The sequence below is a fragment of the Hydrogenophaga sp. genome (assembly GCF_036675665.1).
Lineage (GTDB): Bacteria > Pseudomonadota > Gammaproteobacteria > Burkholderiales > Burkholderiaceae_C > Hydrogenophaga.
This window is the reverse complement of the sequence record NZ_JAKFEO010000034.1, coordinates 1-23,943: the sequence shown is the minus strand read 5'-3', so window position 1 is coordinate 23,943 and position 23,943 is coordinate 1. Positions and strand designations below refer to the sequence as shown.

Sequence of the window (23,943 nt, the reverse complement as noted above, 5' to 3'; positions counted from 1 at the left end):
TCAGATGGCTTCGTCGATCAGCACCAGCACGTTCTGCCCGGCCGACACCGCGCCACCTTGCGTGCACATGAGGCTGTGCACCGTGGCATTGGCCGGTGCAAGCAAGTTGAATTCCATCTTCATGGACTCGATCACCAGCAGCACGTCGCCGGCCTGCACCTGCTGGCCCACGCTCACCGCCACCTTCCACACGTTGCCGGGCACGCTGGTGGCGAGCATCCGTCCGCCCTCGGGCAAGTCCACCTCGTCGGCCACGCCGGCGCTGGCCGCCGCGTCCTCGCTGGTGTAGTCGACCTGGCCGGCGGCCACCCAGCGCTCGCGCTCGGCCTCAAACGCGGCCTGTTGCGTGGCCTTGAAGCCGGCGATGCTTGCAGCGTTGTCAGCCAGGAACTGCCGATAGTCCTTGAGGCTGAACGTGCCGTCTTCGGTGCGCAACGCGTAGCCGCCGTGCGGAAAGTTGGCGCGGATGGTTTTCAGCGCGTCCTCGCTCACCGGCTCGAAGCGGATCTGGTCGAAGAAGCGCAGCAGCCAGGGCTGCTCGAAAGCGCTTCCCGGCGTGCCGTGGCGCCAGCGGTTCCACATCTGCAGCGTGCGGCCGACAAACTGGTAACCGCCCGGGCCTTCCATGCCGTACACGCAGAGGTAAGCGCCGCCGATGCCCACCGCGTTTTCCGGTGTCCAGGTGCGCGCGGGGTTGTACTTGGTGGTCACGAGGCGGTGGCGCGGGTCCAGCGGCGTGGCCACCGGTGCGCCCAGGTACACGTCGCCCAGGCCGAGCACCAGGTAGCGCGCGTCGAACACGATGTTGAACACGTCTTCGGTCGCGTCCAGCCCGTTGATGCGGCGGATGAACTCGATGTTGCTCGGGCACCAGGGTGCATCGGGCCGCACCGACTGCATGTACTTCTCGATGGCCAGCTTCGTCTGCGGGTCGTCCCACGAGAGCGGCAGCACCACGGTGCGCGAGGGCACGACCATCTCGTCCACGGGCGGCAAGGCGTCGTCCACTTCGCTCACGATTCGCAGCAGCTCGTCGCGCGGCAGCAGGGCAGGGTCAAAGTGCACCTGCAGCGAACGGATACCCGGGGTGAGGTCGATCACGCCTTGCAACTGCCGTTGCTTCAGACCGTGCAGCAGGGCCTGCACGCGCATGCGCAGCTCCAGGTCCAGCGTGAGCGGGCCGAACTCGATCAGCACGTAGCGGTCACCGGCCTGGCGGATCACGCGGCGCGGGCGGTCGCCTTCGGCTGCGCGGTCATCGAGCACGGGGCTCTGTGGCGAGCCGGCCTGGCGGTGAAAGCGCACCGTGTCGCCCGGCCGAAGCTGGCCCAGCTTCCACAGCTCGTCGTGCAGCACCACGGCTGGGCACACAAAGCCACCGAGGCTGGGCCCATCAGGCCCGAGGATCACCGGCATGTCACCCGTGAAGTCGATCGCGCCGATGGCGTAGGCGTTGTCGTGGATGTTGGACGGGTGCAGGCCTGCTTCGCCGCCATCGGTGCGCGCCCACTGCGGCGTGGGGCCGATCAGGCGCACACCGGTGCGGCTGCTGTTGTGGTGGATCTTCCAGTGGGTGCCGAAGAACATGGTGATGTCGTCGGGCGTGAAGAAGTCGGGCGCGCCGTGGGGGCCATAGAGGACCTGGATGTCCCAGTGGTTGGTGTATTCGGGGATCACCACCTCGTCATGGATCGACCGCGCTTGCGCGCCAGCGAGATGCAGCACATCCCCCGTGCGCAGATGCCGCCCCGCGTGACCACCAAACTGCCCCAGCGTGAAGGTGCTTCGGCTGCCCAGGTACAGCGGTACATCGAGGCCACCCGCGACAGCCAAGGCCAGGCGCACGCCGCGCTCGCAGCGGCCAACGGCGAGTGTGGCGCCGGCGGGTATGCTGATGGCCTGCCACATCGGCACCGGCTCGCCATTCAGCGTGAGCCTGGCTGGTGCCCCTGTCACGGCCACCACGGTGGTGGTGTTGAAGCGCAGCGTGGGCCCGGTCAATGTGATTTCCAGTGCTGCCGCATCGGCGGCATTGCCTACCAGCGCATTGGCTGCGCGGTGCGCATGCATGTCCATCGGGCCACTCGGCGGCACGCCCACGTCCCAGTAACCCTGACGGCCCGGCCAGTCCTGCACGCTGGTCTGCACACCGGGCTCCAACACATCGATGGTGGCCGGGTGGTAGGCGAAGGTGGAGAGAAAGCGCGTGACTTGTTTGCCCTCGCGGAACACCGGGTCGCGCACCACCTGGCGCAGGTAGCCCAGGTTGGTTTCGATGCCGGCCAGGCGCGTCGCGTCGAGCGCGTCTTCCATTTTTTTCAAGGCTTCTTCGCGCGTGTCGGCCGTGACGATCAGCTTGGCCAGCATGGGGTCGTACCAGGCGGGCACCTCGGTGCCGCGCTCCACCCAGCTGTCCACGCGCGCATTGCCGGGGAACACCACCTCGGTGAGCAGGCCAGCACTGGGCTGGAAGTTCTTCGCCGGGTCTTCGGCGTACAGCCGCACCTGGATCGACGCGCCGCGCGGCACGGGCTGCAGCGTGTGCAGCGGCGGCAGGTCGCCAGCCGCGAGCTGCAGCATCCACGCCACCAGGTCCACGCCACACACCTGCTCGGTCACGCCGTGCTCCACCTGCAGGCGCGTGTTCACTTCGAGAAAGTAGAAAGCGCCGGTGGAAGCGTCGTAGACAAATTCCACCGTGCCGGCGGATCGGTAGTTCACCGCCTGCGCCAGCCGCACGGCGGTGGCGTGCAGCTCGCTGCGCTGGGCGTCGCTCAGGCCTGGCGCGGGAGTTTCTTCGATCACCTTCTGGTTGCGCCGCTGCACCGAACAGTCGCGCTCGCCCAGCGCGATCACGCCGCCCGCGCCGTCGCCGAACACCTGCACCTCGATGTGCCGCGCCTGCTCCACGTACTTCTCGATGAACAGGCCTGCGTCCTTGAAGTTGGCCTGCGCCATGCGCCCGACCGAGTCGAAGGCATCGGTGAGTTCGGCCGCGTTCCACACCAAGCGCATGCCGATGCCGCCGCCACCCGCCGTGCTCTTGAGCATCACCGGGAAACCCACACGCGCGGCTTCGCTCTGTGCCTGCGCCAAGTCGGTCAACAGACCCGAGCCCGGCAGCAGCGGCACGCCGTGCTGCTCGGCCAGATCGCGCGCCGTGTGCTTGAGACCAAAGGCGCGCATCTGCTCGGGCGCGGGGCCGATGAAGGCGATGCCGGCGGCCTCGCACGCTTGGGCAAACGTGGGGTTCTCCGACAGGAAACCGTAGCCCGGGTGGATGGCCTGAGCGCCGCAGTCCTGGGCGATCTGCAGGATGCGGTCGGCCCGCAAATAGCTCTCGGCCGCCGGCGCCGGGCCGAGCAGGTAGGCCTCGTCGGCCTCGCGCACGTGGCGGGCCTGCGCGTCGGCTTCGGAGTACACGGCCACGCTCCGCACGCCCAGGGTCTTGAGGGTGCGGATGATGCGGCAGGCGATGGCGCCACGGTTGGCAATCAGGACCTTGCTGAACATGGGTTGAACCTTGGATCGAAGAGGGCAGGCCGTCCTGCGAAGGGGTATCGCGACAAGGGGTCGTCCCGCTGCGCGAATGAAGACAGGTTCAGACCGGGTCCCACACCAGCAACTGGATCGGCGTGGGGTTGTACGCATTGCAAGGGTTGTTCAACTGGGGGCAGTTGGAAATCAGCACCCACACATCCATCTCCGCCCGCATCTCCACGTACTTGCCCGGGCCCGACACGCCGTCTTCAAAACTCAGCGCGCCATCGGCCGTCACCGGCACGTTCATGAAGAAATTGATGTTGGGCACCAGGTCGCGTTTGCCCAGGCCCACGTCGGCGTGCTGCAGGGCGATGAGGTAGTTGTCTCGGCAGCTGTGCATGAACTTCTTCTGCAGCGCGTAACGCACGGTGTTGCTCTCGGCCGCGCAGGCGCCGCCCAGCGTGTCGTGGCGCCCGCAGGTGTCGGCCACGATGGTGAGCATGGCGTTGCCGTCGTTGCTGCGGATGACGGAACCCGTGGTGAGGTAGATGCCGCCCTGGCGCTGCATGGTGTTGGTGGCGCTGTAGTGCTCTGCAGGGTCGTGGCGGTTGTAGAACAGCACGTCGGCGGCCTGGTTGCCTTCGAGGTCGACGATGCGCAGCGTCTGCCCGCGCTTGACTTCAAACAGGATGGGCTCACCCGCGGCGTGGCGCTGGTTCATCACGGCGTGGGCCGGGTCGAGCTGGCTCTCAAGGATGCGGATGTCGGTGGCTTCGGTGGTCATCAAAGGCTCCTCACAGGTACAGCATGTCGGTGTTGTGCAGGGCGCGCGCATTTTCAGGGCGGAAGGCGCGGCACACGTCGTTCTCCGGCGCGGCGCCGCAGCGCCAGGCCAGCAGGCCCACTTTCTTCGGCGCGTAGGTGGGCGCGGTGTCCAGCCCGTGCGGCGCGGTGCTGATGGCCACGATCACGTCCATGTCGAAACGCAGCTCCACAAAGTCACCCGCCTTGGCGTGATCGGGCACAAAGGCAAAACGCCCCTGCGCGTCCACGCCCACCTTGCTGAACAGGTTCACCGGTGCGATGAGATCGCGTTTGCTCAGACCGTATTTGCCGATCTCGATCAGCAGGCCGTCCTTGCCCGATCGGTGCATGGCGTTGCGTGCGTGCTCGTAGCGCTTCTCGCCGTACTTCTGCTGCATCAGCTCGGCATCCAGCAAGGCGCCCAGCGGGTCGTGCCAGCCCAGGCTGTCGGCCGTGAAGCTGGCCATGCTGCGGCCCATGTCGCTCATGAGCACATGGCCTTGTGTGTAGTGCGCGGTGTGTTGCGCCTTCAGGCTGTCGGGCATGTTGTAGCGCTCCAGCTTTTCCAGCGCGCTGTAGAGCACCAGGCTCACGTTGGCCCCGGCCTCCAGCGCCACGAAGCGCAAGGCGCTGCCGCGCGGCATGCGCCAGCTCCAGTGGCTGCCGCCGGGCATCACCTCGCTCCACATGGCGCGCGCCGTGTCCACGCCTTCGAGCGCGGCGGCGGGGAAGCGCTGCCACAGCGCGGGGGCGTCCACCGGCGCGGCCTGTGGCGGGTTGGGGGGCACCACGCTCAGGGGGTCTGCAATGTCTTGTGGGTTCATGGTGTGTCTCCTGAAAAATTCAAACGCCCACGCCCGACAGGCGCTGCAGCTGTTCCAGATCGGTCTTCATGCCCGAGGTCTCGCGGATGCGGTCGAGGATGTCGCGCTTGAGGCGCACGAAGGCCGGCTCGTGCTTGAGGTCTTGCACGCGCTGGTCGCCAAAGGGCACGTCGTAAATGGTGTCGATACGCCCGGGGCGCGGCGCCATCAGCACCACGCGTCCACCCAGGTACAGCGCTTCCTCCACGTCGTGCGTCACGAACACGATGGTGGCCTTCTCCAGCTTGTGCACGTAGCGGATCAGGTCGTGCATCACCTCGCGCGTCTGCGCGTCGAGCGCGCCGAAAGGTTCGTCCATCAGCACCACATCGGGCCGGCCCATGAGCGCGCGCGCAATCGCCACACGCTGCTGCATGCCGCCCGAGAGCTGGTTGGGCCAGGCGCGCGCCACCGGCTCCAGGCCCATCAGGCGCAGCAGCGCATCGGCCCGGCCCTCGGCCGCTTCCACGTCGGCGGACGTGCGGTCTTGCGTGTGCGCCGCGAGCTGGCGGCAGAACTTGATGTTCTCGCACACCCTCATCCACGGGTAGAGGCTGTAGTGCTGGAACACCATGGCGCGGTCGATGCCCGGGCCGGTGACGGCGCGGCCGTCCACCAGCAGGTCGCCAGTGGTCTGCGTCTCCAGCCCACCGATGGTGCGCAGCAGCGTGGACTTGCCGCAGCCCGACGCACCCACGAAGGTGACGAACTCGTTCTCGGCGATGTCGAGGTCGATGCCTTCGAGTGCGTTGACCGGTGCGCCGTCAAACCGCTTGCTGAGGTTGCGGATGGCGATCTTGGGCAGGGGGATGTGGGCGGTGCTCATGAACGACCTTTTTGAGTGGATGTCTCGAATGAAGGAACGCCTTTCAGACGTACCGCGGAACTGGCTTCGCCAGGCCGCAGGTGCGGTCCCCCTCCGGCCGAAGGCCAGAGAGGGGGAAGACGCGAAGCGTCGCAGGGGGTGCTCATTTCAAATACAGCCAGGGAAACGCGCGGCGGTGCCCCCAGCGGAAGAGCTGGTCGGTGACCAGCCCGATGAGGCCGATGACGATGATCCCGGCGAAGATGGTGTCGGTCTGCAGGAAGCGCTGCGCGCGCAGGATGGCGTAACCGAGCCCCGAGTTGGCGGCCACCAGCTCGGCCACCACCAGATACGTCCAGGCCCAGCCCATGGTGATGCGCAGCGTGTCGAGCAGCGCGGGCTTGGCGCTTTGGAAGATCACCTTCTCGATCAGCTCCAGCCGGTTGGCGCCCATGGTCTGCGCCGCCTCCACCTGCGCGGCCGGCACGCGGCGCACGTCTTCGGCCACCATCAGCACCATCTGGAAAAAGGTGCCGATGAAGATGATGGCGATCTTGGAACCCTCGCCAATGCCCACCCACAGCATCACCAGCGGAATGAAGGCCACCGCCGGCATGTAGCGGATGAAATCGGTCAGCGGCTCCAGCAGCGCCTGCACCGAGCGGAACGAGCCGATCAACAGCCCCAGGGGCAGGGCAATCACAGCGGAGAGAAGAAAGCCCGCCACCACGCGGTAGATGCTGATGCCCATGTCTTCCAGCAAGCCGGTCTCCGTGGCCCAGGTGAAGGTCTTGGTGAGCACCTGCAGCGGCGCCGGCATGAACACCGGATCGATGCCACCCCACAGGCCCACCGCCGCCCAAAGCACCAAAGGGGTGAACAGCCCGGTGAGCGCAAGCACCCAATAGGTGCGCCGCGAGATGCCGGCGCGCACGGTGAACAGCTTGGAACGCCGCTTGGGCCGAGTTGGTGCACCAGCAGCGCGCGGCGCCGTGGCAGGGGGGGCAAGGGGCAAGGACATGCGGGGCTCCTGAGCGGGGGACAAAAGGCGGAGAGGCATGTGCTTTTCAGCGCAAGCGTCTCCCGGGCTTTTGTCCCTCCGTGGAACCACGCGATGGTGGCCGACTGCTCTCGGACCAGACGGCTCCGCGTCAGTCGGTGGTGAACTGCGCGGAGCCCGGAACCCTAGCGGTCTTCAAGGCTGGCGTGTGCTGTGGGCACAGCGCCTCTCTGAGGTTGCGTCAAGCAACTTCAGTGCCAATGAGCGTTGAAAAGATCGGGCAAGAAACCAAGCGGCAAGCAAAAAATGTCCCGTCGAGCGACAAAAAATCATGACTTCTAGCCCAGGCGGTTCTGTCAGGCAGCCTCAGCGCACCGGCACCAAGGCCCGCACCGCATCCCCCAACTCGATCACCGCGAGCGCGTAGTAACTGCTCCAGTTGTAGCGCGTGACCACGTAGAAGTTGTCCGTGCCGGCCACGTAGGTGGGTGGGGCGCCGGCGTTTTCCAGCAGCACCAGGGCAAGCTTGCCGGGGTGTTGCAGGGCCGGGCCTTCGAGCACGGCGCCCTTGGCGGTGAAGCTCTCCACGCCGAAGCTGGGCAGGATGTCGGGGGCGAGCAGGGTGTCCAGGTCGAGCTTGCTGGTGTCGAACGTCACCGGGTAGTGCGTGGGCATGCCGGTTTGCCAGCCGAAGGCCTTGAAGTAGTTGGCCACCGAGCCGATCACGTCGGCCTGGCTGTTGAACAGATCCACCTTGCCGTCGGCGTCGAAGTCGATGGCGTATTTCGCCCAGCTGCTGGGCATGAACTGCGGCCAGCCCATGGCGCCGGCGTAGCTGCCGCGTGGGGTCAGCGGGTCGGTGCCGGTGCGCTCGGTCAGGCTCAGGAATTGTTCGAGTTCACTTCTGAAGAATTCGGTGCGCGCGGCGGCGCGCGGGTGGTTGGTGGGGAAGTCAAAGGCCAGCGTGCTGAGCGCGTCGATCACGCGGTAATTGCCGGTGTGCTGGCCATAGAGCGTTTCCACGCCGATCACGCCCACGATGAGGCTGGCGGGCACACCGTATTCAAGCTCGGCGCGGGCGAGTGTTTCGCGGTTGTCTTCCCAGAACCTTTGCCCGGCGCGCAGGCGAATGGGTTCGATGAAGCGGGCGCGGTAGGCGGCCCAGTTCTTGGGTGTGCCGGCGGGCGCGGGCTGCATGAGGCGCACGACGATGGGCAGGCGCTGGGCCTGGCCGATCTGCTGGCGCACCCAGGCGGGGTCGAGGTTGCGGCGCACGGCGAGGTCGGTGGCGAAGGCCATGGCGGCTTCGCTCTGGTCGTAGGTGAAAACGGGCTCGGCCTTGGCCGCGTTGTTGGGCCGGCTCTTGGCGGGTGACTGGGCCAGGGCCGGCGCGGCCAGCAGGAGGGCGGCGGCCAGCGCGGAAAGAAAACGGTTCACAGCTTGCAATGGGTGCCTTGATCGGATGTTGGTGGGGTCAGGTGTCGGGGTCAGGCGTCGGTGTTTCGGGGCCACGCCAGCCGCTGAAACTCGCGCTGCAGGCTGGACAGGGTGGCGTCCCCAGAGCCGGGGCGCGCATAGCGCTGGGCCTCGAGGCGAAGCAGCCATTGTGCAAGCCGCGCGGCGGCACCGGCGTCCACGTTGTCATGGTTCCAGCGTTGTTGCACGCGCAGCGCCAGTTCGCGTGGCGGGGTGTGGTCGGCGCTCTCCAGGCCCAGCTTGTGCAGCCGGGTGCGCGCGCGCCGCAGCAGGCGCAGCCAGGGGTCGTGTTGCTGGCGCTCCCACAGCGTCCACGCCGCGCCGAGCAGGCTCACCAAGACCACCACGCCGATGAGCACATAGGCCAGGTCGGTCCAGCTGGGGGAGCTGAAGCCCAGGTTTTTCAGCAGGTCGAGCTGGCGGCCCTGGGTGTAGTTCAGCACCCACTGGTTCCAGCTGTTGTTCATGGCCTCCCACGCGGCGCGCAGCTGGGCGGTGAGGTTGGGGTTGAAGTTGCCGATGGCGCCGGCCAGCGCGCCTTGTGGTGCACGCAGGCGCTCGAACGAGCCGACGCGCCCGGGCGCCACGGCCGAGGTGGGGTCCACGCGCACCCAGCCCTGGCCTTGCAACCAGACCTCGGCCCAGGCGTGGGCGTCGCGCTGGCGCACGGTCCAGTAGCCGTCCACGCCGTTGAGTTCGCCGCCCTGGTAGCCGGTGACGATGCGCGCGGGAATGTCGAGTGCGCGCATGAGGATGACGAAGCTGCTGGCGATGTGTTCGCAGAAGCCTTCGCGCTTGTCGAACCAGAACTCGTCGGCGGTGTTCTGGCCGTAGAGGCCGGGCTCCAGCGTGTAGCTGTAGCCGCCGGTGCGCAGGCGGTTCATCACAGCGTCGATGAGCCGGGGGGTGGCCTCGGGGCCAGTGCCGTGTTCGCGCCGCAGCGCCTGTGCCAGCGCCAGGGTGCGCGGGTTGAAGCCACCGGGCAATGCAATCTGGTCTTGCAGGGCCACCGCCTGGCTTTGTGGCCCGTAGCGGAATGTGGGGTAGCTCTCGGCGCTGTAACGCACCAGCGTGTTGATCGGGCGCTGCGTGAACCACTGCAGCTCGTTGTTCATGCGCACCGCGTTGTCGGGCACCTCGGGGCCTTGCGGGGTGGCTTCCAGCACGAACAGCCAGGGCCGGCGGTTGGGCTCCATGGTCACCTGGTAGCGCACGGGCTCGCCCGAGACGCGCAGGTCGGTGGGCAAGGCCATGGACTGCGGGAAACCCGAGCGCAGTGCGCGCCACTCGCTGCCGTCGAAGCTGCTGAGCACCGGGCCGCGAAAGTACAACTGGCCCTGCGGTGGCGGGCGGCCTTCAAAACGCACCCGCAAGGCGATGTTGTCATCGAGCACCAGCTGGGCGATCTGGCCCACCTTCATGGAGCCCGAGAGGCCGCTGCGCCCGGTTTCATCTTGCCCCGGCATGCCCCAGAGCGGCGACAGGCGCGGGAACAGCAGGAACAGCACCAGCATGATGGGCGCACCCATGAGCGCCATGCCGCCGGCAATGCGCGCGGCCTGCGACAGCGGCGGGCGGCCCACGGGCATGTGGGCGTTCACCAGCGCGGTGAGCAGGCCCAGCAGCGCCACCAGAATGCCGGCCGCCGTGAGCAACGACTGCGAATAAAAGAAGTGCGTGAGCAGCGTGAAGAAGGCGAGAAAGAACACCACGAAGGCGTCGCGCCGGGCGCGCATCTCCAGCGTCTTGAGCGCCAGCAGAACCACGATGAGCGTCACGCCCGCGTCGCGCCCGATCAGGGTGCTGTGGGTCATGAAGGTGGCGGCCAGCGTGAGCCCGAGCAGGCCCACGCGCACCGGCCAGCCGGGTAGGTGCAGACCGCGCAGCGCGAGCGTGGTGCGCCACACCAGCACACCGGCGGTGAGCGCGGTGCACCACCAGGGCGTGTGGCCCACCTGCATGAACGCCACCCAGCCGATCACGGCGAGCAGAAAGAGCGTGTCGCGCGTGTCTCTGGGGAGTGTGGCCCCCACGCTCCACCGCTGCGCGGGTCGCTGCCCCCCGGGGGGGCGCGTTTTGCCTTGGGGCGGCCCGGCGGCAAAACCGGTTGCTGCATTCTTCAACATATGGCCAGCGCCTCCAGGCAGCGTGCGCGGTGCGCCGGGCCTTGGTCAGGCGCTATGTCGCGGCCGGGCACGCGCAAGCCGAAGTCAAGCCCCTGGCGGTCGGCCATGAGCACCCAGGCCGTCAGGCGCGACAGCCGCGCTTCCAGGCCCGCGCCGCCGCACTGCGCGTGGTCGAGCCAGAGCTGCTGGCGTTGGTGCGACAAGGCATCGCGGCTGACGAGATCGTCACGCCCCGACGAGAACGCCTGTGCGGCTTTGCGCCAGACCACGGCCTTGAGCGGGTCACCCCGGCGGTAGGCTCGCACGCCGTCGAATTCACCGGTGCTCTGCACGCGCGCCGCGCCCGAGCTGCCGGCCTGCGGCTCGCCCGGGGGCAGCGGTGGCGGATGGCTTTCGGGCTCGGGGTAGACCAGCACACCCGAGGCCGGGCGCCACACGGTCCACACGCGGAAGGTGCCCAGCGGAAACAGGGTTTGCGCACTCAGTGGCGGCAGCGGGTGCAGGCCGCGTTCGGGCGACGGAAAGCTCACCTTCAGCTGGGCGCTGCCTTGTGCGGGCACATCGGTCCAGGCGAGCGGGGCGTGTGCGGGGTCGGCGCCGATCACGCCCATGCCGATGCCGTAGCGCGTGTGCTTGCGTTCGCTGGACAGGCGCACGGTCAGCGTCACCGCCTGGCCCGCGTGCACCGGCTCGGGCGGCGTGAGCAGCAGCGTGATGCCGCGCAGGTTGCCGTGGCACACATGCATGCCCACCACCGCGCTGCCGGCCAGCAGGAAGGTGAGCAGGTAGCCCAGGTTGAGCTGGTAGTTGATGCTGGCCACCAGCAGCAGCAGCAAGGTGAAGGCCAGCATCCAGCCCGGGCGGGTGGGCAGGATGTAGACGTTGCGCTGGGTCAGCGTGAGCGTGTCGGACTTGGGCAGGCGGTTGTGCCACCAGGTCTGCATTTGGGCGCGCATCGAGCGCCACGGATGTCGCCAGGATTTCAAAGTCAGGGCGCCAGCGGGCGAGCGCGCAGCGGTGGCCACCATGTCACGGGAGGGGTGTGGCTTCCAGCATCGCGCGCACCTGTTCCACCGGCCCGCGCCCCGCGTCGCGCACGGGAATCAGGCGGTGGGACACCGTCTGCGGCAGGATGGCTGCGATGTCGTCGGGCGCCACGTAGTCGCGTCCGCTCAAGTAGGCCTGCGCCTTCGCCGAGCGCACCACGGCGAGCGCGGCGCGCGGTGACAGGCCTTGCGCAAACCACTGCCCGTTGCGCGTGGCGGCCACCAGGTCTTGCAGGTACTCCAGCACCGGCTCGGCGGTGTGCACCTGGCTCACCGTGTGCTGCAGGGCGGCGAGGTCGGCCGGGGAGAGGGCGGGGGGCAGTTTGTCGAGCATGTCGCGGCGGTCCTGGCCGCGCAGCAGTTCGCGCTCGGCCGCGCGGTCGGGGTAGCCGATGGACAGGCGCATGTGGAAACGGTCCAGCTGCGATTCGGGCAGCGCGTAGGTGCCCAGCTGGTCGTGCGGGTTCTGCGTGGCAATGACGAAGAAGGGTTCGGGCAGCGCGCGTGTTTCGCCTTCCACCGTCACCTGTTTTTCTTCCATGGCTTCGAGCAGGGCGCTCTGGGTCTTGGGGCTGGCGCGGTTGATTTCGTCGGCCAGCAGCACCTGGGCAAACACCGGCCCAGGATGGAACACAAACGCTTCGCGGCCGCGCTCGTAGATCGACACCCCCACGAGATCGCTGGGCATGAGGTCGGCGGTGAATTGAACGCGCGAAAACTGCAGGCCGAACGAGCGCGCCAGTGCGTGCGCCAGGGTGGTTTTTCCGACGCCAGGGACGTCTTCGATCAGGAGGTGTCCACCGGCCAGCAAGCAGGCCACGCAGTCGGAAACTTGCTGGGATTTGCCCACGATCACCGTGTTAAGCTGATTCAGCAACTGTTGGATTTTTGTGTCGGCTTGCATGCCGCGAACCTTACCGTAAAACCGCCATGGGCCAGGCCACCGGGTATTTCACCCACAAGGATTGTTGGAGGCACGAAATGGGCGCCGGTCACCCGGAATGCCCTGAGCGTCTGGACGCGATCGAGGACCGTTTGCTCATCAGCGGACTCGACGTGGCGCTGGAGCGCCGCGAGGCCACCGCCGCCTCCATGGCCGACCTCGAACTCGCGCACGGCCGCATGCACCTGGCGTCGCTGCGCGGCCTGAGCGACAACCTGCGCGACGAGATCAAGGCCGGCGGCCCGAGCCACGCGCAGGTCGACCCCGACACCTCCATCAACATCCACAGCTGGGACGCCATCCTCATGGCCGCGGGTGCCGCCATCGACGCCACCGACGCCGTGATGGCCGGCGAAATGCCCAATGCCTTCTGCGCCGTGCGCCCACCCGGCCACCACGCCACGCGCAACCAGGCCATGGGCTTCTGTTTCGTGAACAACGTGGCCGTGGCCGCCAAGTACGCACTGGAGCGCCACGGTTTGAAACGCGTGGCCATCATCGACTTCGACGTGCACCACGGCAACGGCACCGAAGACATCGTCGCGGGCGACGAGCGCATCCTCATGTGCAGCTTCTACCAGCACCCGTTCTATCCGCTGTGTGAACACGCCACCGCGGCCAACCTGGTCAATGTGCCGGTGCCGGCCTACACCAAGGGCATGGACATCCGCGAGCTCATCGACACGACCTGGATGCCCCGGCTCGACGCGCACAAGCCGCAGATGATCTTCATCAGCGCGGGCTTCGATGCGCACCGCGAAGACGACATGGCGCAGCTCGGCCTGGTCGAGCAGGACTACGCGTGGATGACGATGCGGGTGAAGGAAGTCGCGCAACGCCACGCGAAAGGCCGCATCGTGAGCTGCCTCGAAGGCGGGTACGCCCTGAGCGCACTGGGGCGCAGCGTGGAAGCGCACTTGCGGGTGCTGGCCGACGTTTGATCGATCCACCGTGGTACGGAAGCCGTCACAGGAATCTCCGACAATCCGCTGCATGAGCCAAGCACCTGTCACGACCGACGAGCCCTCTGTGGGCGACGTTCTCCTGCACACCCGCGACGAGCGCGGCGTGCACACCTTCACCCTCAACACCCCGCGCAGCTTCAATGTGCTGTCCGAAGCCATGCTCGCCGCGCTGCAGGCGGCACTGGATGCGGTGGCCGCCGACCCGCAGGCGCGGCTGGTGGTGATCGGCGCCAACGGCAAGGCTTTCTGCGCCGGGCACGACCTCAAGGAAATGCGGGCGCACCCCGAGCTGGCCTATTACCAGGCGCTGTTTGCGCGCTGCTCGCGCCTGATGCTCGCCATCCGCAAGCTGGAGGTGCCGGTGATTGCGCGCGTGCAAGGTCTGGCCACGGCCGCGGGCTGCCAGCTGGTGGCTCAGTGCGATCTGGCGGTGGCCAGCGAGAACGCGAGCTTTGGTGTGAACGGCATCGACGTGGGGCTGTTCTGCGCCACGCCGGGCGTGGCCCTGTCGCGCAACATCCTGCCCAAGCAGGCCATGGAGATGCTGCTCACGGGCGACTTCATCTCCGCCGACGAGGCTTGCGCCCGGGGCCTCGTCAACCGGGTTGTTGCCACCGACGCGCTGGACGCGGAAGTGACCGCGCTGGTGGATCGCATCCTCGCCAAACCGCCCGAGGCCATCGCCATGGGCAAGGCGCTGTTCTACCGCCAGCTGGAGACCGGCATCGAGTCGGCCTACCAGCTCGCCGGGCAGACCATGGCCTGCAACATGGCGCACGACGTGGCGCAAGAAGGCGTGCAGGCCTTCATCGACAAACGCGCGCCGAGCTGGCGCGCCTGACCTCTCGAGCTGTTTTCTTCCCATGGCCACCACCCCTTTCGCCGCCCCGAAACCCATCGACGACTTCAGTCTCTGGCTGTCGGCCTTCGCGCAGCCCTCCGTTCTGACCGAACTGGGCGCGCTGGCGGTGTGCATTGCGCTGGCGCTGGGCATTACCTGGCTGCTGCGTCGCGCGCTGCGCATGCAGGACGAGAAGACGTCGGTTCTGTTTGGCCGGAGTCTCATTGATGGCGTGATGTTTCCGCTGCTGCTGCTCATGCTGGCCTATGTGGCGCGCGCCTGGCTGACGGCCGCCCTGCCGTTGGCGGCTTTCAAGGTCGCCATTCCCGTGCTGGTGTCGCTGGTGGTGATCCGGGTGGGTGTGAAGGTGCTGCAGGTGGCCTTTGCCACCGCACCATGGGTGCGTGTGCTCGAGCGCACCATTTCGTGGGTGGCGTGGCTGGCCATGGTGCTGTGGGTCAGCGGGTTGCTGCCGGTGGTGCTGGCCGAGATGGACCAGATCAGCTGGAAGATCGGCGCCACCACGCTGAGCCTGCGCACCATGATCGAAGGCATCCTCACCGCCGGTGCGGTGTTGATTCTTTCGCTGTGGGTGTCCTCGGCCATCGAAACGCGCCTGCTGCGCAAGGCGGTGGGGGGCGACCTGTCGCTGCGCAAGGCGGTGAGCAATGCCACGCGCGCACTGCTGATGTTCTTCGGCCTGATCATCGCGCTTTCGGCCGTGGGCATTGACCTCACCGCGCTGTCGGTGCTGGGTGGGGCCATCGGTGTGGGTATCGGCTTTGGCCTGCAGAAGCTCGCGTCCAACTATGTGAGCGGCTTCGTGATCCTGGCCGAGCGCAGCATGCGCATCGGCGACAACGTTCGGGTGGACAACTTCGAAGGCCTCATCACCGACATCAACGCGCGCTACACCGTGATCCGCTCCACCACGGGTCGCGAGTCCATCGTGCCCAACGAGATGTTGATCATCAACCGGGTGGAGAACCTCTCGCTGGCCGACGACCGGCTGTGGCAGTCGACGGTGGTGTCGGTCGGCTACGAGAGCAATGTGGAACAGGTGATGGAGTTGCTCAGGGAAGCTGCACTGACCCAGGACCGCGTGCTCAAGGAACCGGGGCCATCGGTGGCCCTGTCCAACTTTGGCGCCGACGGCCTGGAGTTCACCTTGGGCTACTGGATTGCCGATCCGGAAAACGGCACCCTCAACATCCGATCGCTGGTCAACCGCAAGGTGCTGCAGGCCTTGCGCGAGAACCAGATCCAGATTCCCTACCCGCAGCGCGTGCTGCACATCAAGCAGCGACCCGGCGATGCCGACGCTGCCGCTTCAGCGGTTCATGAATCCCGGTAGCCAGAGGGAAATGGCCGGGAAGGCGATCAGGATGCCCAGGCGCACGATGTCGGCCATGACGAAGGGCCACACCCCCCGGTAGATGGCGCCCAGTTTCACGTTGGGCAGCAGTGAGTTGATCACGAAGAGGTTCAGGCCCACGGGCGGCGAGATCATCCCGATTTCCACGATGGTCACGATCAGGATGCCGAACCACACCGGGTCGAAACCCAGGCCGGTGATGACCGGGAAGAACACCGGAATGGTCAGCAGCACGATGGCCAGTTCTTCCATCACCATGCCCAGCATCAGGTAGATGCCCATCATCATGACCACCACCATGAGGGGGTGGGGGCTGAACTGCAGCACGAAGTCGCGCAGGTCGCCCGGCATGGTGGTGAAGTTGATGAAATTGGTGAAGATCATGGCGGCGATCAGGATGGTGAACAGCATCGCCGTGGTGCGCGTGCTCTCCACCAGGATGTCCATCAGCACCCTCGGTGTGAGCGAGCCGCGCAGCAGCGCAAAGAAGAACGCGCCCGCCGCGCCCACACCCGCACCTTCGGTGGCTGTGAACACGCCGCCATAGATGCCACCGATCACCAGCGCAAACAGCACCACCACGCCCCAGATGCCGCGGATCGCAGCGAATCGCTGGACCCAAGAGAAGCGCTCGGCGCGCGGACCGGCTGCCGGATCGCGCCAGGTGACATACACCACGCCCAGACACAGACAGGTGATGGCCACCAGTCCGGGCAGGATTCCCGCAATGAACAGCTTGCCGATGTCGGTCTCGGTGATGATTCCGTAGATGACGAGGATGGTGGACGGCGGGATGAGAATGCCCAGCGTGCCGCCTGCGGCAATGGCACCGGTGGCCAGCGTGTCCTTGTAGCCATGGCTCTTCATCTCCGGGTACGAGACGCGCGTCATGGTGGCCGCCGTGGCAATGGATGAACCGCAGATGGAGCCGAAGCCGCCCGACGCAATGATGCTGGCCATGGCCAGGCCTCCCTTGCGGTGACCCACGAAGGCATTGGCGGCGGTGAACAGTTCACGCGCCATGCCGGCGCGGGCCACCAGATTGCCCATCAGCACGAACAGCGGGATGACCGAGAGCACGTAGTGAAAACCTGTCTCGAAGATGACCTGGCTGGTGCTGGCAAAAGCCGGCTGCCACCCCCGGATCAGGCCCATGCCGATGATGCCCGCGATGGCCATGGCCACGGCCAGCGGAATGCGCAGGAAGGCCATGATGAACACGGCCACGAATCCCAGGAAAGCCTCGGTCATGGTGCGGTCCTGTCGGCGGCGGGCAAGTGGTGGTGCTCGGGCACCGGCGCCTTCACGAACACGAACAGGAGGTGCACCAGACCCGTCAGAACCAGCAGGCCTGCCATCAGCCAGGCCACGGGTGCGATGGACAACTGCAGGTGCACGGTGGTGTCACCGTATTCGGCGAAGCGCTCGGCGCGCATGAGCATGAGGCGTCCGAGAAAACCGAAGGTGACGGCGCAGATGAGGTGCACCACGCGGGCCTGGATGCCGCGCAACCAGTCGGGGATCAGGTGGTCCAGCGAGTCGAACACCACGTGTTCACCACGCCAGGACACCATGGGCAGGGCGCCGAAGATCACGATGACCATGAGGATCTCGGTGATCTCGAGGCTGCCTGGCACCGAGTTGCTGAAAAACTTGCGGCCGGTGACGTCCACCAGCGTGAGCCACATGATGGCAAACAGGGCCATGGCGGCCATGAGTCCGGTGGACCAGCGCAACCCGCGATCGATCGTCTTGAGCATGATGAATCTTGATGTGAAAAGGCCGGCTGTGCGTGCTGCTCAGCCGGCCCGGCAAGGCCACGTGGGTGGCACGGAAGTTACTTCACCTTGGCGATCTCTGCGCGGAATTCGCTCAGCACGGCCTTGGGATTCTGCAGTCCCTTGACCTGGGCGCTGGCCGCCCACTTGGTTTCCAGGTAGTCCTGCTTGTCCATCACGGCTTTCACGAACGCCTTGTCGGCGGTGATGCGTGCGACGCCCTGGCTCTTCTGCATGTCGCGGCTGGCCGCGTCCACCTTGTCCCAGCCTGCACCGAACAGGCGCGCGGCCGGCTCACCCGAGAGTTTGTCGACCACAGCCTTGTCCTGCGCCGACAGGGCGTTGTACTTGGCCGGGTTCATCATGAAGACGAAGCTGGTGTTGTACAGACCACCGGGGAAGTCGGTGGCGTGCTTGATCATGCTGAGCTTGAACGAGGCGATCGATTCGTCGGGGAAGAAGGTGCCGTCCATCACGCCGGTGGAGAGCAGCTCGAACGACTCGGGCGCCGCCTTGAGCGTGGTGTTCCAGCCCATGGCCTTGGAGAGCTCGTTGATGTTGCCGCCCCCGATGCGGAACTTCAGGGTCTCGGCCTCGGCGGCCGAGGTCACCGGTTTCTTGCTGTTGAAGATCACGCCCGGGCCGTGGGTGAACACCGCCAGCACCTTCACGCCGCGGTGCTCGCCCAGAGGGGCGAAATACTTGCTGTAGACGCGCTGGTAAGCGACCGAGGTGGCCACGGCGTTGTCGCCGAGAAACGGGAACTCGGCCACCTGGGTGTTGATGAAGCGACCGGGGGTGTAGCCGTCCACCGTGTACGAGATGTCGGCCAGGCCGTCGCGCACGGCATCAAATGTGCCGGGTGCCGCCACCACGCCCTTGGGCAGGATGTTGCATTTCATGCGGCCGGTGCTTTCCTTCTCCAGCATGTCGCACCAGGTCTTCTGTGACGTGCTCAGCGTGTGGGTGGGTGGCAGCCAGCTGGAGACGGTGAACACCGTCTGGGCCGACACAACACCGCCCGCCAGCAAGGTGGTGGACAGAGCGACGGCGGCTAGGGAACGGGATTTCATGCGGGTCTCCTGGGCAGATGGATGGTTACTCAACATAAATATGTGAGGAAATTTCACTATAGGTGAATACCTTCTTTCAGCGTCTCCAGACTTACCCGAATTGGCCGACCGATCGGTTGGTTAACGGTCCTGGAGGCCGAGTGTGAAGTGGAAGGTGGTGCCTTGGCCGGGCTGGCTGGACACCACGATGCGCCCGCCATGGCGTTCCACCACGGTGCGTACGAACGCCAGACCCAGACCCACCCCGCGCGCCGCGCGCCGCTCGGGATCGAGCCGTGCGAACTGCTGGAACAGTCGCTGCTGCTGCTCGGGTGTCATGCCCGGGCCCTGGTCGGTGATGCAGACCCGCCAGCCCTCGTCCACGCGTTGCACGGCGCATTGCACCGTGGCGCTCTCGTGACCGCCGTACTTCACCGCGTTGCCGATGAGGTTGGCCATGGCGCGGGTGAGCAGGCCGCGGTCGGCTTCGCACAGGGCCGGTTCGTCGGGACGCTGCACCTCGATGGTGACCTGCAGCGCCTGTGCCTGCGGCCACACCTCGTCCACGGCTTCGTCGAGCAGGTCGGTGAGGTCCACGGTTTCCATGCGGTAGGTGCTGGATTCGGCGCGCGCGAGTTGCACGAATTCCTCGGCCAGGTCCAGCGTGCGGCGCGCATGGCGTTCGATGCGGGCCAGCGTGTCGGGCTGCATCGGCTGCTCGGGGCGCAAGCGTTGCACTTCCAGCAGCGCCAGGATCGAAGACTGCGGCGATCGCATGTCGTGCGAGATGAAGCGCAGCGCGACGTCGCGCTGACGCTCCGCCTCGCGGATAGGCGTGATGTCGACCAGGCTGACGATCCAGCTGGTGGTCTGGCCGTCGGTGTTGAAGCCCGGCACGAAGCGCACCAGCAGATCGTTGCCCCGGGCGTCGCTCGCCTCGGTGCCCCACGGTCGGTTCTCATGGTGCAGCCGCTCGGCGTCCAGCACCGGCTGGGTTGTGCCGCTGCGGTGAACCTCGTGCAGCAGGTCGATCAGTGGATGGCCGCGCAGTTGCCGCATCGGGTGCTTGAGGAAGTAGCGGTAGGCCGCCTGGTTGGCCGCCAGCACCTGGCCGGCGGCATTGGCGATCAGCGTCGCGTCGGGCAGGCTGTTGAGGGTCTCGCTGACGAAGCGGTGCAGGTTGCGCAACTGCTCGGAGGCGTTCTGCAAGGCGTCGATGTGCCGGTCCAGAAGGTCGCCGGAGCGGGCCGCCGGCAACATCGTCGGCAGATCGTGGCGCGCTTCCATGCGCTGGAACTCTTCGATCAGATAGCCCATGGCCGTGCGAAGCCGGCGCCATACCCACAGTGGATAGGCCAGCAGCACGCCGAGCAACCCGGCCGTGGGCGCGAATTGCAGGCCTGCCACGGATGGCGCGAGCGCGGTGGCGACCACAATGGTTGCCAGCAAGGCTGCGCTGGCCAGCAGCGCGGCGGTGGGCGTCAGCAGCAGCACGGCCAGCAGGGCGAGTGCCACCGGCAGCATGTTGAACATCGCGTTCTGCGCGGTGGTGGCGCGTTGCAGCCGCTGATCGAGCAGCAATGCGTTCATCACGTTGGCCGCAATTTCGACGCCCGACATCAGCTCGGCCTGACCCGAACGGGGGGTGGCATATGCATCGCCCAGGCCGGCGGCTGTGGCGCCCACGAGCACGTATTTGCCCGCCAGCCGTTCGGGCGGCACTTGGCCTTTGAGCACGTCGACATACGGGATGCGCTCGAAGCGGCCCGGTGGTCCCGCGAACGGAATCTGCACCCAGTGGTCACGCTGCCAGGCGCCGGCGCTTGCCGAGGCCGGCGCACGCTCACCGGGCAGCGCATCGGGCAGCGCAAAGCCGCCCACGCGCAGCATCGCCAGCGCGAAATGGTCCCACCAGGTTCTGCCGTCGCCTTCGCGCAGGAAGGTGCTGCGCACGATGCCGTCGTTGTCGATCTCCAGATGGATGTGGCCGATGGCCGCCGCGGCCGAAGCGAGCGCGGGCGCCGGGTCGCTGCGCACGAGCCGGCCGGTGCCCTGGCCGTCAAGCAGCATCAACGGCAGCACCACCTTGCCGTTGCGTGCGAGGGCCTGGCCCAGCAGGGCGTCGTCCGGGGCGTCGTCGCCGCCCGGCTCCACCAGGATGAGGTCCAGCCCCACGGCGCGCGGCCCGGCCGCGGTGATGCGGTCCAGCACCGCGGCGTGAAAGGCGCGGCGCCAGGGCCAGCGTCCGATGGCGGCCAGGCTCTTGTCGTCGATGGCCACGATCACGATCTCGGCCGAGACCGGGCCCAGGCGCAGTCGTGTCAACGGGTCGATGAGAGCGAGGTCGACACGCTCCAGCGCCCGCAGGCTGGCGAGTGCCAAGACGCCGGCCAGCAGGGCGGCCGACAGCAGGCCCCATTCGAACCAGCGCGTGCGGGGTCGCCGTGTGCGCGGAGCCGACTGCGGCGCCTCGGTGGTGTCGGTCGGGCGCGCGTTCACGCCGGGATCATGGTGCGCCCAGCCGCACCGGCTTGCCTTCTGCGCTGGTGAGCGGCTGCGCGTCGGAGGTTGCGACGTGGCCGTGCAAGGTCAGACGTTGCGTGTCTGTCCAGGCACCTTGCAGGCCCCGCGCATCGATCTGGCGCACCCGAACGTGGTAGATGCCGGCTGGCGGCATGGCGCGCGTGAAGACCGGTTCGGTCAGCAGCTCGTCGTTCAGAAAGCGGGTGAATGCTGCGTCGTGGGCGATCTGGATCTGGTGCCGCCACGGGCCGCCCGGGCCTGCGTTCCAGGCAATGGCGAGTGTGCGCACATCGCCCTCACGCATGACCGGCGCGCTGGGCGTCGGCGGCAGCGCCAGCACGCGAAACGTCGACGGCTGGCTGAATGGACCCTGGTCTCGCTGGCCCTGCACATCGCGCCCGATCGAGGCCACCCGCCAGAAGTAGTTGCCCGGCGCCAGTGCGGGCACGGTGTAACGGCATTGATCGACCTCCGGTGACTGCACCACCAGGTCCTCGAAGGCTGCATCGCGCGCCAGCTGGAAGGTGTAGCCGAGCGCACCAGTGCCTTCGGTGCACAGCAGTGTCACATCGGATGCCACCCGCTCGCTGTCTGGTCGGGGCTCGCGCAGCAGCGGGGCTTGCGGGCGCGCATTGACCACCAATGGGCGCACCGCCTCCGCGCCCGGAATGCCATGGCGGTCCGTGGCCCGCACCGCGAGCAGGTAGGTGCCGTCGTTCAGCCCGGCGAAACGCGCGGCGGGTTGCCGAAACGTGCCGTTGCGCACCACGTGCTCGGCCGACGTGTCGCTGGCGATGCGCACCTGCCAGGCCGACACCGCCGGGTCGGGCGACAGCGGCAGCTCCACGAACGAGATGTCTTCCACCACGCCCGGCACGCGCGAGAGGTCGGGCGGCGGCAGCAGCGGCGTCACCGCAATGGCGCCAGTGGTCCCCACGCGGGCACCCTGGCCGGTGCTCACCTGGGCCGAACGACCCGGCGAAGCGGTGGGCGCGCGCACCTGGATGGCCCCCTCGCGCACGTCGCCCAGGAAATCGCCGCCGTCGGCCACCGCCACGCCGAAGGTGGTGCCCCTGACCCCCCCGACCGCGCGCGGCGTGTGCACCTCGAAGCGGCTGCGCGGCGTGCGCAGCGGGGTGACGGTGGCGTCGACGCGCCCGCGTTCGAGTTCGATGCCCGATTGCGACTGGCCCGAAGCCGGTGCATGGCGCAGCTCGCGCAGCCTCAGCTGCGTACCGGCGGCCAGGCGCACGACCGAACCGTCGGCCAGGCGCAGTGTCACGAAGCCGCCGTCGCCCACCTCGATCCGGGCGCCTTCGTTCACGCGCTCGCCCGCCACCAGGGGAACGGCCGGGGTGTTGGCGTCGCGTCTCACGCTGGCGGGCCCGGCCACATGCAGCACCTCCGCCGGCGTGGGATCGGGCCGGGCGAGTGCAGCGGGAATCACCAGCCGGCTACCGGGTTTCAGCTGGCGCGGATGGCTCACGCCGTTGGCCTGTTGCAGTTGCGGCCATTGCGCGGGATCGTCCAGATAGCGCCGAGCCAGGTCGTGCAGGTTGTCGCCTGGCTGCACGATGTGCACACGGTCCTGGGCCAGCGCAAGCGCCGGCAGGCCCAGGCAGAGCAGCGCCAGCGTTCGTGCCCACGGTGGCACACAAGCCCCAGGACAGGAGCGGTCGGGCTTCACTCGGTTCATCGTTTGCCGGCCCCGACCGTCTGTGCCTGTGCGAGTTCCTCAAGCCGGTAGCCGTGGTTGTAGACCGACACCAGCTTGTAGCCGGTCTCAGCGCGCAGGCGCAACTTGCTGCGCACGTGCGACATGTACACGTCGAGCGAGCGTGACGAGACGTCCGCCTCGCCGCCCCAGACGGCCTCGATCAGGTGCGCGCGCGACAGCAGTCGGCCCAGGTTGCGAAACATGATGAGAGCCAGATCGAATTCCTTGCCATTCAAGCCGGAGATGTCCTGGCCATCGACGCTCACGCCGCGGTCCTGCACCTGGAAGCGGTACGGGCCCCAGACCATTTCGTTGGGCGGCGGCAGATGGCCGCCCCGGCGCAGCAGCGCCATGAGACGCGCACGAAACTCGCCCACGCGTGCGGACTTCACCATGTAGTCATCGGCGCCGCTGTGGAGTCCTTCGACGATGTCGCGCTCGTCGCTGCGGTTGGTCATCAGAAGAATCGGCACCGGCGCGACCGCCCGGCCGCGGATGGCGCGGATGACGTCTGGCCCCGGGATGTCGGGCAGCTCCCAGTCGACGATGAACAGATCGAAGGTCTCTTTGGGCAACACGCGCATCAGCGCGTTGGCGTTCTCGAAAAGATGGCAGTCGTGGCCCATGGATGCGACGACGGCCTTGATCAGATCCAGCTGCGCCGGATCGTCATCAACGGCGGCAATACGCATGTGGCTTGGGCAAATTGAGCATGGGATGGCTGAGGCTAGGGTTTGCACGAATATATAGACGCGGACACGCCCCTGCAGCCGATTTGACAATTCATTAAGAAATGAAGCCCTTTGATGCGAAGGGTGACCGCCGGCGCATTGGAGACATCTGGCTTCCCGGCGCAGGCCTAACCGTCTACAATGGCAAAAAAGCACGACCGTTCGTTTACGGCGTGGCTGCTGCACCTCTTCACTTGCGAGGGGGCGCCTCAGGTCACCGGCATACAATCTTTGAATTGACGTACACGTCAATTCGTGTCGCCTCGTTTTCACATCATCAGGAGCAGCCCAACATGAAAGTCATCGTCCCCGTCAAACGCGTGGTGGACTACAACGTCAAGGTGCGCGTCAAGAGCGACGGCAGCGGTGTGGACATCGCCAACGTCAAGATGAGCATGAACCCGTTTGACGAGAT

Annotated in this window: 18 protein-coding genes, 1 pseudogene and 1 riboswitch; of the genes and pseudogenes, 4 read left to right on the top strand and 15 right to left on the bottom strand. The window is 67.1% G+C overall.

The genetic code is table 11. The annotated features are described in order from the left end of the window. The 9 genes from V6M63_RS12760 to V6M63_RS12720 all read right to left on the bottom strand — a co-directional run bounded on the left by V6M63_RS12760 (position 1) and on the right by V6M63_RS12720 (position 12,507). Positions 1-3,513, bottom strand: a complete 3,513-nt coding sequence (locus V6M63_RS12760; protein WP_332742325.1) for a 5-oxoprolinase/urea amidolyase family protein — start codon at positions 3,511-3,513, stop codon at positions 1-3. Positions 3,514-3,601: 88 nt separating this feature from the next. Further along, complete coding sequence (locus V6M63_RS12755) at positions 3,602-4,267, bottom strand: urea amidolyase associated protein UAAP2 (RefSeq protein WP_442909588.1); 666 nt, start codon at positions 4,265-4,267, stop codon at positions 3,602-3,604. A gap of 10 nt (positions 4,268-4,277) precedes the next feature. Beyond that, positions 4,278-4,976: an urea amidolyase associated protein UAAP1 gene (locus V6M63_RS12750; protein ID WP_332742333.1), complete on the bottom strand. Its 699-nt coding sequence runs from the start codon at positions 4,974-4,976 to the stop codon at positions 4,278-4,280. 154 nt (positions 4,977-5,130) lie between these two features. After that, positions 5,131-5,976, bottom strand: a complete 846-nt coding sequence (locus V6M63_RS12745) for an ABC transporter ATP-binding protein (RefSeq protein WP_332742323.1) — start codon at positions 5,974-5,976, stop codon at positions 5,131-5,133. Between the two features lie 142 nt (positions 5,977-6,118). After that, positions 6,119-6,976, bottom strand: coding sequence for an ABC transporter permease (locus V6M63_RS12740; protein ID WP_332742322.1), 858 nt, complete (start codon positions 6,974-6,976; stop codon positions 6,119-6,121). Positions 6,977-7,033: 57 nt separating this feature from the next. Continuing rightward, a riboswitch (guanidine-I (ykkC/yxkD leader) is annotated at positions 7,034-7,155 on the bottom strand. A gap of 166 nt (positions 7,156-7,321) precedes the next feature. Further along, complete coding sequence (gene mltB, locus V6M63_RS12735; protein ID WP_442909587.1) at positions 7,322-8,392, bottom strand: lytic murein transglycosylase B; 1,071 nt, start codon at positions 8,390-8,392, stop codon at positions 7,322-7,324. Positions 8,393-8,442: 50 nt separating this feature from the next. Then, positions 8,443-10,464 carry a transglutaminase family protein gene (locus V6M63_RS12730; protein ID WP_332742321.1) on the bottom strand — a complete coding sequence of 674 codons (2,022 nt, stop codon included), beginning with the start codon at positions 10,462-10,464 and terminating at the stop codon, positions 8,443-8,445. Between the two features lie 86 nt (positions 10,465-10,550). Then, positions 10,551-11,585 carry a DUF58 domain-containing protein gene (locus V6M63_RS12725; RefSeq protein WP_442909586.1) on the bottom strand — a complete coding sequence of 345 codons (1,035 nt, stop codon included), beginning with the start codon at positions 11,583-11,585 and terminating at the stop codon, positions 10,551-10,553. 1 nt (position 11,586) lies between these two features. Then, complete coding sequence (locus tag V6M63_RS12720) at positions 11,587-12,507, bottom strand: AAA family ATPase (RefSeq protein WP_332742319.1); 921 nt, start codon at positions 12,505-12,507, stop codon at positions 11,587-11,589. A 26-nt stretch (positions 12,508-12,533) separates the two neighbouring features. Here V6M63_RS12720 and V6M63_RS12715 point away from each other — a divergent pair, with 26 nt between their 5' ends. The 3 genes from V6M63_RS12715 to V6M63_RS12705 are packed head-to-tail and all read left to right on the top strand — an operon-like array spanning position 12,534 to position 15,706. Further along, positions 12,534-13,487 (top strand): histone deacetylase family protein, encoded by a 954-nt coding sequence (locus V6M63_RS12715; protein WP_332742317.1) that lies wholly within the window; start codon positions 12,534-12,536, stop codon positions 13,485-13,487. A 52-nt stretch (positions 13,488-13,539) separates the two neighbouring features. Further along, complete coding sequence (locus V6M63_RS12710) at positions 13,540-14,352, top strand: enoyl-CoA hydratase (protein ID WP_332742315.1); 813 nt, start codon at positions 13,540-13,542, stop codon at positions 14,350-14,352. Positions 14,353-14,374: 22 nt separating this feature from the next. After that, positions 14,375-15,706: a mechanosensitive ion channel family protein gene (locus V6M63_RS12705; protein WP_332742313.1), complete on the top strand. Its 1,332-nt coding sequence runs from the start codon at positions 14,375-14,377 to the stop codon at positions 15,704-15,706. Here the strand turns inward: V6M63_RS12705 and V6M63_RS12700 are convergent. The 6 genes from V6M63_RS12700 to V6M63_RS12675 all read right to left on the bottom strand — a co-directional run bounded on the left by V6M63_RS12700 (position 15,683) and on the right by V6M63_RS12675 (position 23,489). Further along, a complete protein-coding gene (locus tag V6M63_RS12700) occupies positions 15,683-16,978 on the bottom strand; it encodes a TRAP transporter large permease (protein WP_332742311.1) in 1,296 nt (431 codons plus the stop codon). The genes V6M63_RS12705 and V6M63_RS12700 overlap by 24 nt on opposite strands. After that, complete coding sequence (locus V6M63_RS12695; RefSeq protein ID WP_332742309.1) at positions 16,975-17,487, bottom strand: TRAP transporter small permease; 513 nt, start codon at positions 17,485-17,487, stop codon at positions 16,975-16,977. The genes V6M63_RS12700 and V6M63_RS12695 overlap by 4 nt, the downstream gene beginning before the upstream one ends. Before the next feature lie 77 nt (positions 17,488-17,564). After that, the gene (locus tag V6M63_RS12690) at positions 17,565-18,578 is read right to left on the bottom strand and encodes a TRAP transporter substrate-binding protein (protein WP_332742307.1); all 1,014 of its coding nucleotides are present in this window, start codon (positions 18,576-18,578) and stop codon (positions 17,565-17,567) included. 120 nt (positions 18,579-18,698) lie between these two features. Then, positions 18,699-21,056, bottom strand: a complete 2,358-nt coding sequence (locus tag V6M63_RS12685; RefSeq protein ID WP_332742305.1) for a CHASE2 domain-containing protein — start codon at positions 21,054-21,056, stop codon at positions 18,699-18,701. Positions 21,057-21,063: 7 nt separating this feature from the next. Beyond that, positions 21,064-22,734, bottom strand: a complete 1,671-nt coding sequence (locus tag V6M63_RS12680) for a FecR domain-containing protein (protein ID WP_332742303.1) — start codon at positions 22,732-22,734, stop codon at positions 21,064-21,066. Between the two features lie 38 nt (positions 22,735-22,772). Continuing rightward, positions 22,773-23,489, bottom strand: a complete 717-nt coding sequence (locus tag V6M63_RS12675) for a response regulator transcription factor (RefSeq protein WP_332742301.1) — start codon at positions 23,487-23,489, stop codon at positions 22,773-22,775. 332 nt (positions 23,490-23,821) lie between these two features. On the opposite strand from V6M63_RS12675, the pseudogene V6M63_RS12670 reads away from it, so the two are divergent. Then, positions 23,822-23,943: pseudogene (locus tag V6M63_RS12670) on the top strand (electron transfer flavoprotein subunit beta/FixA family protein); the annotation flags it as partial.

Coding starts and splice junctions, on each gene's coding strand:
- V6M63_RS12760 (WP_332742325.1), bottom strand. CDS start 3,513: ATGTTCAGCAAGGTCCTGATTGCCAACCGTGGCGCCATCGCCTGCCGC.
- V6M63_RS12740 (WP_332742322.1), bottom strand. CDS start 6,976: ATGTCCTTGCCCCTTGCCCCCCCTGCCACGGCGCCGCGCGCTGCTGGT.
- V6M63_RS12725 (WP_442909586.1), bottom strand. CDS start 11,585: ATGGTGGCCACCGCTGCGCGCTCGCCCGCTGGCGCCCTGACTTTGAAA.
- V6M63_RS12755 (WP_442909588.1), bottom strand. CDS start 4,267: ATGACCACCGAAGCCACCGACATCCGCATCCTTGAGAGCCAGCTCGAC.
- V6M63_RS12710 (WP_332742315.1), top strand. CDS start 13,540: ATGAGCCAAGCACCTGTCACGACCGACGAGCCCTCTGTGGGCGACGTT.
- V6M63_RS12750 (WP_332742333.1), bottom strand. CDS start 4,976: ATGTGGAGCGAGGTGATGCCCGGCGGCAGCCACTGGAGCTGGCGCATG.
- V6M63_RS12715 (WP_332742317.1), top strand. CDS start 12,534: ATGGGCCAGGCCACCGGGTATTTCACCCACAAGGATTGTTGGAGGCAC.
- V6M63_RS12720 (WP_332742319.1), bottom strand. CDS start 12,507: ATGCAAGCCGACACAAAAATCCAACAGTTGCTGAATCAGCTTAACACG.
- V6M63_RS12675 (WP_332742301.1), bottom strand. CDS start 23,489: ATGCGTATTGCCGCCGTTGATGACGATCCGGCGCAGCTGGATCTGATC.
- V6M63_RS12700 (WP_332742311.1), bottom strand. CDS start 16,978: ATGACCGAGGCTTTCCTGGGATTCGTGGCCGTGTTCATCATGGCCTTC.
- V6M63_RS12745 (WP_332742323.1), bottom strand. CDS start 5,976: ATGAGCACCGCCCACATCCCCCTGCCCAAGATCGCCATCCGCAACCTC.
- V6M63_RS12690 (WP_332742307.1), bottom strand. CDS start 18,578: ATGAAATCCCGTTCCCTAGCCGCCGTCGCTCTGTCCACCACCTTGCTG.
- V6M63_RS12695 (WP_332742309.1), bottom strand. CDS start 17,487: ATGCTCAAGACGATCGATCGCGGGTTGCGCTGGTCCACCGGACTCATG.
- V6M63_RS12705 (WP_332742313.1), top strand. CDS start 14,375: ATGGCCACCACCCCTTTCGCCGCCCCGAAACCCATCGACGACTTCAGT.